General features: G+C 54.0%; 6 protein-coding genes. 4 read left to right on the forward strand and 2 right to left on the reverse strand.

Going from position 1 to position 13,507, the window contains the following annotated elements; translation table 11 throughout:
- The first annotated feature begins 72 nt into the window (after positions 1-72).
- From AC6T8Q_RS17165 to AC6T8Q_RS17180, 4 genes are all read left to right on the forward strand, one after another.
- The gene (locus AC6T8Q_RS17165) at positions 73-2,457 is read left to right on the forward strand and encodes a glycoside hydrolase family 2 TIM barrel-domain containing protein (RefSeq protein ID WP_500680276.1); all 2,385 of its coding nucleotides are present in this window, start codon (positions 73-75) and stop codon (positions 2,455-2,457) included.
- Positions 2,458-2,560: 103 nt separating this feature from the next.
- Positions 2,561-3,667: a sialidase family protein gene (locus AC6T8Q_RS17170; RefSeq protein ID WP_500680253.1), complete on the forward strand. Its 1,107-nt coding sequence runs from the start codon at positions 2,561-2,563 to the stop codon at positions 3,665-3,667.
- Positions 3,668-3,710: 43 nt separating this feature from the next.
- The gene (locus AC6T8Q_RS17175; protein ID WP_500680254.1) at positions 3,711-4,628 is read left to right on the forward strand and encodes a dihydrodipicolinate synthase family protein; all 918 of its coding nucleotides are present in this window, start codon (positions 3,711-3,713) and stop codon (positions 4,626-4,628) included.
- 60 nt (positions 4,629-4,688) lie between these two features.
- On the forward strand, positions 4,689-7,421 hold the full coding sequence (locus tag AC6T8Q_RS17180) for a glycoside hydrolase family 78 protein (protein ID WP_500680255.1): 2,733 nt from the start codon (positions 4,689-4,691) through the stop codon (positions 7,419-7,421).
- A gap of 6 nt (positions 7,422-7,427) precedes the next feature.
- Here AC6T8Q_RS17180 and AC6T8Q_RS17185 read toward each other — a convergent pair whose 3' ends face one another.
- On the reverse strand, positions 7,428-10,244 hold the full coding sequence (locus AC6T8Q_RS17185; protein ID WP_500680256.1) for a glycoside hydrolase family 2 TIM barrel-domain containing protein: 2,817 nt from the start codon (positions 10,242-10,244) through the stop codon (positions 7,428-7,430).
- A 2-nt stretch (positions 10,245-10,246) separates the two neighbouring features.
- On the reverse strand, positions 10,247-13,495 hold the full coding sequence (locus tag AC6T8Q_RS17190; RefSeq protein ID WP_500680257.1) for a family 78 glycoside hydrolase catalytic domain: 3,249 nt from the start codon (positions 13,493-13,495) through the stop codon (positions 10,247-10,249).
- Positions 13,496-13,507 lie beyond the last annotated feature (12 nt).

Genomic DNA, 13,507 nt, shown 5'->3' on the forward strand with positions numbered 1-13,507 from the left:
ATGCACGCCCCGTTTAAAGATCGAGAATCGATTTTCATGTTTCATAATAATTGGAATTATTTCTGCGTTTTGATGTTAGTTTTCTCAGCAAGCTCGATAGCGTGCGCGAAAGAAACTTTTTTGTTGGACTCTGATTGGCGATTTGCTTTGGGAGAAATACCGCAAGCCAACGCGCGGGATTTTGCAGACCAAAAATGGCGGGTTGTGAACCTGCCTCATGATTGGAGCATCGAGGGAACGACCGACCCCGCTGCACTGAGTGGAGGAGATGGGGGATATTTTCCCACGGGTGTGGGTTGGTATCGCCGTGCGATCGACACCAAGCCTGAATGGCGGGGTAAGAAAATTTTTCTGGAGTTTGAAGGTATTGCGCCAAAAGCTGAGGTTTGGCTCAATGGTGAGATGCTAGGGGAGCATCACTATGCTTATACGCTGTTTCGATTTGATGTGACCGAACAACTTCGATTCGACGAGCCGAATGTGCTTGCCGTGAGGGTGGATAATTCCGCACAGCCGAATTCGCGGTGGTATACGGGCTCTGGAATTTACCGGCATGTGCGGCTAACTGTGACTGATCCTGTTCACATCGACAAGGACGCTCTGAGCATCTCAACTCGCGAGATCAGTGATAAGGGAGCTATGGTCGATGTGTCTCTGGTCTTAATTAATGATTCGGATACGGCGCGAAATGCTGATGTTGATATCCAACTTGTGAGCCTCAACGGCAACTCCCAAAGTTCACACGAGAGCAGTGAAATACTCCAGCCGAAGGAGAGGCTGCTTGTTAAACGAGAGTTGCAGATTTCCAAGCCTGAATTGTGGTCGCCGGATGAGCCTCATCTATATGGCGCTAACATCCAAATTTCTGAGGACGGTGAAGCTCTCGATGAGAGTCGAACCAAGTTTGGTATTCGTACGGTTGCGATCGATGCCAAAAACGGAATGCTGCTGAATGGGCAGCCGGTGGAACTCTGTGGTGCCTGTGTGCATCACGATAACGGTCCATTAGGCGCTGCGGCGTTTGACCGTGCGGAAGATCGCCGCGTCGAGAAGCTCAAAGCCGCGGGATTTAATGCGATCCGCACGGCTCACAATCCTCCCTCGATGGCGTTTCTTGATGCGTGTGACCGGCTGGGCATGTTGGTGATCGACGAAGCGTTTGACGGTTGGGCGACGGCGAAGAAGAAGCATGACTACAGCACGGTCTTTGCCGACGAGTGGCAAAACGACTTGCGGGCGATGATCGATCGCGACCGCAATCACCCGTCGGTCATCATGTGGAGCATCGGCAATGAAGTGTTTGAACGCGGCAAAGCTGAGGGGAGGCGTTTGGCTCGCGAACTTGCTGATTATGCTCGCAAGCTCGATCCCACGCGGCCCGTGACAATTGCGCTGAATGGCTTAGAAAAGAATGAAGATTGGCCCCAACTCGATCCGGTTTTTGAGTCGCTCGACGTCGCTGGTTACAACTATCAAACGAATCAGCATCATGGCGATCACAAGCGTATTCCCGAGCGGGTGATTTTCTGCAGCGAAACGTACGCCAACTCGGCCTTTGAAGGCTGGCAGGCATCGCACGATGAGCCGTATGTGATTGGCGATTTTGTTTGGTCGGGGATCGACTATCTCGGGGAGGCGGGAATTGGTCGTGTGTTTGCTCCGGACGAGAAAATGCATGAGTTCTGGGATGAGTCGCAATTCCCTTGGCATGGGGGAGCGTGTGGCGATCTTGATTTGAACTGCGAGCGAAAGCCGTTGTCGCACTACCGTCAGATCTTGTGGGATCGTGGTGAGAAACTCTATGCGGCCGTGCAAGTCCCCGGGCCGGATGGCAAATCATGGCAATTATCCAAGTGGGCCCACCCACCGACGAAAGCCAACTGGACCTGGCCCGGGCAAGAAGGCAAGAAATTAACCGTAGAAGTTTACTCGCGGCATCCAGCTGTTAGGTTGTACCTCAATGACAAATTGCTCGGCGAGAAGCCCACGATGCGGGAACAAAAATATCGCACCGAGTTTCAAGTTCCTTACTATCCAGGCGTGCTACGAGTTGTGGGGATTGAGGAGGGTAAGGAGCTAGGAAGCTTCGAATTGAAGACAGCAGGTCCACCAGTCAAGATTCAGCTCACGCCCGACCGCGACACGATTCAAGCCGATGGGCAGGATCTTTCGTTTTTGGAAGTTGAACTGTTGGATGATGCGGGGACTCAGTGTCCTAACGCGGACAACACTGTGGAGTATGAGATCGAAGGCCCCGGCGAGATCATTGCCGTGGGCAGTGGCGATCTTCGCAGCGAAGAATCTTATCAAACCAATCCGCGCAAATTGCACCAAGGGCGCAGCTTGCTTGTGGTGCGGTCCAAGCCCGAGCCGGGCGCGATCAGAATCACTGCGAAATCGCAAGGTCTGCCTGAGGCGAGTGTGGAGATTCGGTCGCAAGCAGCGCTGCCTGATTGAGCCTGCGATTTATGAGGAATCCGTTGCAAACCGACGCGGTATTGTGCTTGCGAGCAACTGATAAAATAAAATCTTGTCTCAGCAAAACTGAAAACGAGCAATCATGAAAAGTCTTTTCACTCGGCGTTTGATCTTAGTCTGCATTTCATGTTGCGGCGTATTAGCTGCATCCCATGGCTACGCAATTCCTGAGAATCAACCGGGCATCGAGTCGGCGGAGTTCATTTACGAGTCGGCCCCCTTCCCTTCTTGTCATGCCGCCACGTTGGTGGAAACCAAAGAGGGTTTGCTTGCCGCGTGGTTTGGTGGGACGCACGAACGTCATCCCGACGTCGGAATTTGGATAGCTCGTTTTCAAGATGGCAAATGGAGCGATCCGGTTGAAGTCGCCAACGGCGTGGAATCTGCCGAACTTCGTTATCCAACTTGGAACCCGGTCTTATTTCAGCCTCAAGCTGGCCCTTTGATGCTGTTTTATAAAGTCGGCCCAACGCCGTCTGACTGGTGGGGCATGGTGATGACCTCCGAGGATGAAGGCAAAACGTGGTCCGAACCGACTCGTCTACCGGAGGGCATTCTCGGCCCGATTAAGAACAAACCGATACAACTCGCGGATGGCACGATTATTTCGCCTTCGAGCACGGAGCATGACGACTGGCGGGTACATTTTGAAACGTCGACCGATGGAGGGAAAACCTGGGAAGCATCTCCGCCGGTGAATGACGGCGAAAAGATTCGAGCGATTCAGCCCAGCATCTTGCAGTACGACAACAATCGCTTACAAGCTTTGGGCCGCACTCGTTCGAGCGGCATTTTTCAAATTTGGTCGGAAGATGGGGGCAAGACCTGGGGCGAGATGTCGCTGATTCCGCTACCCAACCCGAGTGCCGGGACGGATGCTGTCACGCTGGCCGATGGTCGGCAGTTGTTGGTGTACAATCACAATCCCAATTACAAAGGTCGCAGTCCACTCAATGTTGCCGTTTCCGAAGGTGGCGAGAATTGGCAGGCCGCGCTGGTGCTGGAAGACGACAAAGGTGAGAACGGTTATTCTTACCCGGCTGTGATTCAGACTTCGGACGGTAAAGTCCACATCGCCTACACTTGGCGGCGCGAACGGATCAAGCACGTGGTCGTCGACCCCGAAAAACTCGAACTCCAGCCCATCGTCGATGGGACTTGGCCCGGCAAGAAGCCTGGGCAATACTAATTTCAACCTTCCCTTTCAGCCAACCCCACAGCAGACAAATTGCATGGCTCGCTCCGCATCGCTTGATTTTCACGGCATTATTCCCCCTGTCGTTACGCCGCTCTTGGATTCTGAACGCCTGGACGAACAAGGGCTGGAGCGGTTGATCGAGCACTTGGTGACAGGCGGCGTGCATGGGCTATTTATGCTAGGCACGAACGGTGAAGGTCCCTCGCTCGACGCCGATTTGCAGCGACAGTTGATCGAACGCACCTGTCTGTTGGTGGGCGATCGTCTGCCGGTGTTGATGGGGATTAGCAACACTTCGATCAAGGAATCGCTCAAGGCGGCCAAGGTGGCAGTGGATAATGGTTGCGCGGCGGTGGTGTCGGCGGCTCCTTATTATTTGCCGTCCGATCAGTCGGAACTCATCGGCTATTTCCGCGAGCTCGCCCGCCGAGTTCCTTTGCCGTTGGTGCTCTATAATTTTCCAGCGCTTACCAAGGTTTCCATTGCTCCAGAAACGGTTGCTGCCTTGCTGGAAGAATCGAACATCGTGGGCATCAAAGATAGCTCGGGTGATCTTGATTACTTTGCCAAGGTTGTCGAGGTCGCTAAACATAGACCGGGATTCAGTTTGCTAGCGGGCAAAGAGGCCAACCTGTCGGATATTATTCGACTGGGGGGCCATGGCGGCGTGACCGGTGGTGCCAATGTGGCTCCGCGGTTGTTGGTAGGTTTGTACGAAGCGGCTGTTGTCAAAGATGCTGACCGCATGGCAAAACTAACGCAGCAAGTCATTGAGCTTGGAAGGATTTACGCGGTGGCGGGTAATCGGTTTTCGTCGGGCGTGGCGGGAATTAAGATGGCCTTGGAAGCCCTCGGCATTTGTCGAAACATACTCGCGCAACCGATTCAACCCGTGACGGACGAAGCTCAAGCTCAGGTTAAAGCGATTATTGATTCACTCGATCTTGCGTGACGCCATCACGTTACGTGAAATGACTTTTCGTATTCTTATTTGTAAGAGGGAATTCGCGCGATGTCGGCGATCCGGTTCTTCGTACTTATTTTGAGCGCATGTTGTGTTGGGGCTTCGTTGCTCCAAGCTGCGGATGAGGACATTGCGTGGCAGGTGACCAAGCCGCGGTGCGAATATGCGGTCGATCCGCTGGGGATCGATGTGGCCCAGCCACGATTGTACTGGCAGTTGGCGGGAAGTCGACGAGGGCAAAGCCAGTCGGCGTACCAAATTTTGGTGGCGAGTTCCGCGGATAACTTGGACGAAGATCGCGGCGATCTTTGGGATTCAGGCAAGCAAGATTCGGCCCAATCGACGCACGTGCTTTACGACGGAGCGCCACTCAAATCTTCGCAGCAAGTCTATTGGAAAGTGCGTGCCTGGGATGACAAGGATCAGCCATCGACGTGGAGTCCCGTCGCGACTTGGACGATGGGCGTCATTGGCGATGATGCTTGGAAAGCCAAGTGGATTGTTGCCCCGTGGCAGAGCGAATCGGTGCTGATGCGCCGCGATTTTGAAGTGAAACCCGAGCTCAAGCGCGCGATCGTTCACATGACAGGGTTGGGACAATTCGAAATGTTTCTCAATGGCGAGAAAGTGGGCAGCAATCTGTTGTCGCCCGGATGGACGAAGTACAACCGCACGTGCCTGTATGAAACGCATGACATCACCGAAATGCTGCGGCAAGGGGATAACGCGATTGGATTAGCCTTGGGGGATGGCATGTACCACACCGAGCGCCGCAATCGGTTTAGTAAGTTTCAAGGCAGCTTTGGCCCGCAGCGGGCGTACGGTCAGATTGAGATCGAATACCACGACGGCACTCGCGAAGTGATTGGCACGGATGAAACTTGGCGCGTCCACGCGGGGCCCGTGACCTACAACGATATCTTCGGCGGCGAAGATTACGATGCTCGATTACTTCAAAGTGGTTGGGATAAGCCCGGCTTTGACGATCAGAATTGGGTACATGCCGTAGAACTTGTGCGGCCTAGTGGCGTCCTGCGCGGGCAGACATCGAGCGCCGAACCCCTCGGCGAGATTGAAATAATCGAACCAGTGTCGATCACGCCATTGAGTGAGGCAATGGATGTGATTGATTTTGGACAGAACGCGTCGTACATGCCGCGAATTAAGGTGACCGGACCCGCGGGAAGTACTGTGCGACTCACGCACGCCGAAGTCTTAGACGACAAAGGCCAGATCAATCGTGGGACATGCGGAGGAAATCGCGGTCCGGCGTGGTGGCAGTACACGAAGGCCACCAACGACGAAGAAACTTGGTTTCCGCAATTTTTTTATGCCGGCTGTCGTTATTTGCAGCTAGATAAAATTCCCGCGGAAGAAGGCGGCGAGCTGCCTCAACTCGAAAACATCGAAGGGGTGGTGGTGCATTCCACGGCCGAGCCGGTGGGTGAGTTTTCTTGCTCGAACGAACTTTTGAATCGCATTCGCACGTTAGTTCGTTGGGCGCAGCGCTCGAATATGGTCTCGGTACTCACCGATTGCCCTCATCGGGAAAAGCTGGGTTGGCTCGAGCAATATCATCTCAATGGCCCCGCGATTCGCTATGAGTTCGACGTGAACCGGATTCTTGCCAAAGGGATGCGCGATATGGCGGATTCGCAGACCGACGAGGGACTGATTCCTAACATCGCCCCCGAGTTCACCGTTTTTCCTGGCACGTTCCGCGCGGCGGCGGAATGGGGGTGTGCCTTTATCGTGGTTCCTTGGCAGCAATATCTGTTCACGGGCGATACGGCGTTGCTGCGAGAGTACTACCCCGGCATGCAGAAATATATGGAGTATTTGGCTGGCAAAACCAAAGATCACATCATCGACGAGGGCCTTGGTGATTGGTACGACTTGGATGGCAAGGATCGGCCCGGACATGCCAAGCTGACACCGCCCGCCATCACTGCCACGGCCTTTTATTACTACGATGCCAAGCTGCTTTCACAAATCGCTGAGCTCTTGGGAAAAGATGAGGATGCCGAAAAGTATGCCAAATTGGCCAATGAAATTCGCGCGGCTTGGCTGGCGAAGTTTCATAATGTAGACGGAACCTATGGCACGAACTCGCAGTGTTCGAATGCTTTGGCGCTGGTGATGGATTTGGCCGAACCGGCGGATCGGGAAAATGTCTCCGCTGCGCTTGTGAAAGATGTGCGCGGCCGTGGCAATGCCATGACAGCGGGTGATGTCGGTTTTCGTTATCTGTTGCAAGGGCTAGCCCAAAGCGGCGATTCGCAAGTGATCTACGACATGATCAACCAGGACGAGAAGCCCGGTTACGGATATCAACTCAAGCAGGGGGCGACCGCCCTGACCGAGGCGTGGGATGCGAACCACAATGCTTCGCACAATCATTTCATGTTGGGCCAAATCACCGAGTGGTTTTACAAAGACTTGGTTGGCATCGATGCGGATCCCGAGAAGCCGGGATTCGAGAATGTGGTGATCAAGCCAACGCCCGTGGGCGATCTGACTTGGGCCGAGGCGAGTTATGATTCATTGCGGGGGCCGATCAAATGCCGTTGGGGTCGCAATGGGAAGGATTTCCAATTGCGGATTGTCATTCCAGCGAATTCAACGGCCACCGTCTATTTACCCGCGAGCGAATCAAGCAAAGACACCGAAGCACGCAAACCGGCAGCCGAAAGCGAAGGCGTGAAATTTTTACGCCGCGAAGATGATCGGAACGTCTATTCCGTGGGCTCGGGAACTTACGAGTTTGAATCGAAGTTGTAACCCAATTCATTCAGGCAGTTCGCCGAAGTAGAATTTTACGCTCCCCGAGTATTCGCCTTGTCCGATGTTGGGTTGGCCTTGGGGACCTGTTGTTGTTGCGGTTTTGAACTTGCTCCCCACGGGGGGAATGGCGTCGAGTAGCGCGATGCCACATTCAGGGAGTTGTAATTTGGTTTCGCCTTCCAGATCCTTGGGCGGGAAACTGGGTGTGAGTACTTGCACGAACGAGCCGGAATTCCCCGGCAAAATCGTGATGGGGCCTTCGTCGGTGTCGAGTTGCAGCCACTGAACGCCGGAAAAACAGCCTTTGAACTCGGGATACTCCCAACCGGAGTAGCCGGTGATGGTGTCGTTGTACTTGTTCTCCCAGACGTTCAAGCTCACACCATGTTGGCGGTTCTTCCACACCCGGAAGGGCCCATTGCCGAGCCAGCGTTTACCGCGAATAAGTTTTTCTGGGTAATCGAACGTCACGCCGAAGTAGTCTTGCTTGCCTTCGGCGTGGTAACGATAGTCGCATTCAATCCAGCCATTACTGTTGATTTGCCAAGTGATATCCTTCAAAGCGCCGTCATACTCAGCTTGGATAATCGCGGTATCGCTTTCGATTGATGAGCTCAAAGACTTCAATTTCGATTCACCAGTTGTCGCGACAGGACCACTACTGAGTGAAAACGGTTTGCCATCGCGAGTGACTTTGTTCAATTCCCCCGTCGTTCTGTCGAACTCGATGACCAAATCGCCCGTCGTCACAGTAATTTTGTCATCAGACTCCAAAAGCTGAGGAGCCGCTCCTTTGGTAGAGTTGTTGAAAACATTCGTAGGGGATGAATCCCGTAGCAGCCAGGTCCATGTCCACAGTTCGCGACCTTGGGAATCAGTAACGCAAATTGCTAGAACATCGGCCTCTTTTGAGTTGGGAATATCCAACGTGAGTTCTTGCACTTGCCCTGGAGCGATGTCGGGGAGTGTTTGAGTTTTTTCATCGATGAGTTCAAATCCGGCGCCTTGTTCGTTGGGTCGCTTAAGCTTCCTCAACTGCCAAGTCAATTTGCACTGATCAGCATTCGTAAAGTCATAGCGATTTTCGATTGTAAACGTGTTGTCGCCTTTGCGCTCGATCACTATCGGCGACCACAGTTCTTTGACCGTATAGAAACTTGCTTCGCGCTCACGATAGGGGCCGACAATACCATCGGGCCCTTGGTTGCCGGCGCAATCGATGCTGCCGTCAGGGCGTTTGATCCCTTCGTCGAACAGCACCCACAGAAATGCGCCCCCCAACAGCGGGCTTTCGCGCATCATTTCCCAATAATCAGCCAGCCCAGTCCCGCTGCCGCCGTCGTACAGTCCGTGCAGCATCTCGGTGGGCATATAGATGTACTTGTTGGGATCGTTCAGGTCTTCCCATTCTTGGTAGACTTCGGTGGGACCATGACGCGTGGGTGCCCCCTGGCTAGCGACTTTGGCACGATCGAACTCCAAATAGTGAGCCGTGTTGATGTAGTTAAAGGCTTCCCAGGCGTGCAGTACTTTGCGTTTTTGGGGGTCGTACTCATCGAACACTTCATCCAAGGCAACGTTAAATCCCCCTTCGTTGCCGTTATCCCAAAAGATCACGCTGGGGTGATTCACATCGCGCGTGACGAGCGACTTCACCAGCTTGCGGCCCACCTTGGTGTCGTAATGCCAGTGCCAACCGGCGAGTTCGTCGAGCACGTAGAGCCCGTGCTCATCGCACAGGTCGAGAAACTCTTGATCGGGCGGATAGTGTGACATCCGCACCGCGTTCATGTTCATGTCTTTGATCGTGTTGATGTCGAGCAGATGAACGTCTTTGCTCAAGCAGCGGCCGGAATCGGGCCAAGTCGAATGGCGATTTACCCCTTTGAGTATGACCTGCTTGCCGTTCACGTAGATCCCGTCCCCGGGGCGGACTTCAATCGTGCGGAAACCAAATTGTTGTTGGTAGCGATGCAACACTTCATCGCCCTGCTTGAGTTGAAACTCAGCGAGGTAAAGGTTCGGAGTTTCCGCCGTCCATTGTCGCGGATTCTCAATTTTAGTCGATAAACGGGGCGAATCGTTTTTCACGTCTTGCGAAAAAGAGTCACCGACGGGTTTGCCATCCAGATCAGTGATTTGAACTTCAATACTTTCCGCATCCCCTGCACCGTTCACTATGACATCGGCGAAAAATTGGCCGTCGGCTTGGGCGTTGATCGCCACGCGCTCAATGAACTGCTGGGGCACGACTTCCAAATAGACGGGCCGATAAATCCCACCGAAGACCCAGAAGTCGGCCGTCCGTTCGGCCTTGTTGACCGATTCGTTGGCCGAATGCTTGGCGACGTCAACTTCCAGCAGATTGCTTTGGCCGAATTTTAATAAGTTGGTGATCTCGTACTTGAAGCGGTAAAACCCTCCTTGATGCGTCGGGCCAGCCTGCTCTCCATTGATTTTGACCGTCGTGTCGGTCATTGAGCCTTCAAACACGAGATAGACGCGATTGTCTTTCCATTGCTCAGGGGCGTTGAATTCGTATTCGTACAGCCCATGCTCTTCGAGCGCCGATTCGATGTCCTTCTTGTAATTGAGCATGCCAAAGCCGAGGACATCCCAATTCGAGGGGACCGGAATGGTCGTCCATTCGCCGGATTTCGCACCGGTTGTGCATTTGAACTTCCACGGAACAGTCTGGTCTTTGTTGCGGCCGGAAAGATAAACTCGCTCGGTTTCCTCAGCCGACAAGAAACTTGCGGCGGACAGACAGATCGCGAGGATCAGGCAAATAAGACTTGGAATTTTCATGCTGCTGGCCATGGCTATTGGCTTACGAAGTGGTACGAGCCACTACCGACTTGGAACACCGCGTAATCGGCTTCCATGCCAACAAGTTCAACCCCTTCGGCTTTGGCGGCAGGCTGGCCGCTTTCCTTTACGGAGTCCGCATTGGCCGCGGGAATGTAAACAGTCGCGGTGGTGTTGGCTGGCACGGTGATTTTCCAATCGAAGACGCCCTCTTTTTTCTCCCAATGGCTCGCGATCTTGCCATAAGGAGATACATAGCTGGCCTTCACGAACGTAAGATCGCCCACGGGCTGTGGCCGCATGATGATGTGCTTAAAAGCGGGTTGGGCTTCGTCGGGGCAGATTCCCGCGAGGTCTTCAAACAGCCAGATGACAAAATCACCCACGAGCATCACGTGGTTGCCGGAATTCATGGCCGGATCGGCCGTGTCGCCGTTCCACAGTTCCCAGATGGTGGTCGCCCCCTTGGAAATCATGTAACCCCAGCTGGGGTAATCCGTCTGAGAGGCGATCGTGTAGGCAATATCCGCACGGCCGTTGTCGGCGAGCACACGGTTTAAGAACTGCCCACCGATCAGCCCAGTGCCGATGTGACCTTTGGTTTGCACCATGATCTTCTCGACCAAGTGGTTGAAAACCTTTTGCCGCATGTCATCGGGAACCAAGCCAAAGTACAAAGGCAGCACGCTCGACGTTTGCGAGCCGTTGTCGTAGTAACCCTTTTCACGATTGAGAAACTTATTGTTGAACGCGGTCTTTGTTTCCTCGGCGAGTTGCTTCAATCGCTTGGCATCCTCCGGCTTATCGAGCATTTCGGCGTAACGCTGCATGAGAGTCAGATCGTAGTACAAATACGAAGTCGCCAGTAGCGCCTTATCGGTGGCACGGGCTGGGTCTTTCGAGTGAATCAGCTTCGGGTCCTCGGGCGGTACACACCAATCACCATACTGATCGCGATCGATGATGCCATCCTTGGTGAAAGTGAGCATGTAGTCGATCCAGCGTTTGGCGCTGTCGTAGTGATCTGCCACGATCTGCTTATCACCAAACTGACGCAGCAACGTGTTGGGAATAATGACGGTGCTGCTCGGCCAGGTCACGTTGTCGGAGTAAATCGGCCAATGCGCGGGGCACACGTCGGGGACGCTGCCTGTCGGTTTTTGCGAATCTTCCATATCCTGCAGCCACTTCGCATACAGCGCGGCGTTGTCATAGATATATGTCTCGCCCCGCGATTCTTCGGAGCGATCCCCGAGCCAACCCTGGCGTTCGTCGCGTTGGGGGCAATCCGTGGGAATGCTGCGATAGTTGCCGCGAGTGCCCCACACGACGTTCTTATAGATTTGATTGATCAGCGGATTGGAGCATTCAAATTCGCCGATTTGCTGGACATCGTCATGAACAACGAGTCCTTCCAAGGAATCGAGCGTGGGTTTGCCGGGGAAGCCGGTGACTTCGACAAAGCGAAAGCCGTGGTAGGTAAACTTTGGTTCCCAGACTTCGGTCCCCTCGCCTTTCAGGGTGTAAATGTCGGTGACTTTCGCGCCGCGAATGTTGGCCAGATAGAGCTCGCCCTCGGGGGTCAATGTCTCGGCGTGACGAAGCTTGACCGACGTTCCCGCCGGCCCGCTGACCTTCAAGCGGCACCACCCGACTAGGTTTTGTCCCATGTCAAAAATGAAGACACCGGGGCGCGGTTCGGTGACCGCAATTGGTTTGAGGGTTTCGACAACGCGAATGGGGTCAATCGGTTCAGGAACCAACTCACCCGCTGGCACGACGGCATTCTCGGCGTTGAGATAGCGTGTGTCATCAAAGTCAGGCTGATCCCAGCCCGGCATTTCTTTGCGGGCGTCATACTCTTCACCGTCATATTCGTTGTTGGCGATGATCGGCCCATCGGTCGTAAGCTTCCACGAATTGTCACTGACGATTTCCGAAATGCTGCCATCCGTATGTTCGATGCGGAGTTCCAGCAGGAGCTTGGGATAACCAAAGTTGGTCATCGAGGCAAAGACGTCGCTGCGTGGGGAGTAGTACCGGCCATTGCCGAGGATCACGCCGAGCGCATTCTCACCTTCGTGCAGTGCTTTGGTGACGTCGTGTGTGACGTAAAGCGTTCGCTTGGGATATTCGGTTAGACCGGGCGATAAAACGGCATCGCCGATTCTTTCTCCATTGATGAAAAGCTCCGACAGGCCCAAGCCTGACATGCTGATCGTGGCGCGACGAATCGGTTTCTCGATGTCAAATTCTTTGCGAAGATAGCGGGCAGGCAGTCGACGATCCTCGGCATGACGGACCTCTCCCCAAGGATTCATGCCGACGGGGCCGACTACCATGGCGGCGGGCCATTTCTCGTCCGAAAAATCGAGGGCAAACCAGTCATCCACGGATTTATTGTTGGCTTTCCACTCGGCATCGGTGACGATCAGCAGCGGCTCGCCCTCAGTGAACTCCACTTTCAACCAAGCGACAAGCCCAGCGGGATTGGCGTTCTCTCCTTCATTTTTAGCCGAAACGGCGAGCACATTCTTGCCGAGTTCGAGGCGCTTGGTGACATCCATTTCTTTTGCCGAGCGATGGCCACTCCGGCTGCCGACATCGCGGCCGTTAAGAAAAATCGAGCAGCGATCATCGGCCGTGATCCGCAACGTGGCGCAGCGAATCGTGCGATCTTTGGGCACCTCAAAGGTCCGCCGGAAAAAGCGTTCCTCGGGAGGTGCTGATTCCGCGGGCTTACCTTCGGGGAACCAAATCCAATTCGTGTCGGTCAAAAATTCAATGCTGGGAAATTCTTCGCGGCCAATCCACTTACCATGCCAGTCGTTAGGTTGCAGCAGTCCCATGGACCAGTGTGCTACGTCGCTCCATGAGGAAGCTTTGCCCGCTTGATCCCAGACGCGCACTTTCCAGAAACATTCCTCATGCGACATCAGCGGCTGGCCAGCATAAGAAACGAACAGCGATTGATCCGATTTCACTTCGCCACTATCCCACAGGTCACCTTCGTCGGCGTTGAGTTTTTCCCGCGAGCTGGCAACGAGAATTTGATAAGCCGATTGCGATTGGGCCCGTTTGTCGGAGGTGCTGTACCAACTGAGTCGTGGCTGCGCGGCATCGATTCCCAAAGGGTTGACAAGATGTTCGCATTCTAATCCCGTCACGGAAAGGTCGGCATAGGAATTCGTTGAAACCGCCGCAAGGCATCCCACAACAAGAAGGTGACAAAGGATGCGAACAAATTTTGTTGATTGAATCATGATAAACCGCCT

Origin of the sequence: Bythopirellula sp., assembly GCF_041737835.1 — a bacterium.
Classification (GTDB): domain Bacteria; phylum Planctomycetota; class Planctomycetia; order Pirellulales; family Lacipirellulaceae; genus Bythopirellula.

Excerpts from the sequence above, each read along its gene's own strand:
- AC6T8Q_RS17165 (WP_500680276.1), top strand. The coding sequence starts at position 73 with ATGTTAGTTTTCTCAGCAAGCTCGATAGCGTGCGCGAAAGAAACTTTT.
- AC6T8Q_RS17170 (WP_500680253.1), top strand. The coding sequence starts at position 2,561 with ATGAAAAGTCTTTTCACTCGGCGTTTGATCTTAGTCTGCATTTCATGT.
- AC6T8Q_RS17175 (WP_500680254.1), top strand. The coding sequence starts at position 3,711 with ATGGCTCGCTCCGCATCGCTTGATTTTCACGGCATTATTCCCCCTGTC.
- AC6T8Q_RS17180 (WP_500680255.1), top strand. The coding sequence starts at position 4,689 with ATGTCGGCGATCCGGTTCTTCGTACTTATTTTGAGCGCATGTTGTGTT.
- AC6T8Q_RS17185 (WP_500680256.1), bottom strand. The coding sequence starts at position 10,244 with ATGGCCAGCAGCATGAAAATTCCAAGTCTTATTTGCCTGATCCTCGCG.
- AC6T8Q_RS17190 (WP_500680257.1), bottom strand. The coding sequence starts at position 13,495 with ATGATTCAATCAACAAAATTTGTTCGCATCCTTTGTCACCTTCTTGTT.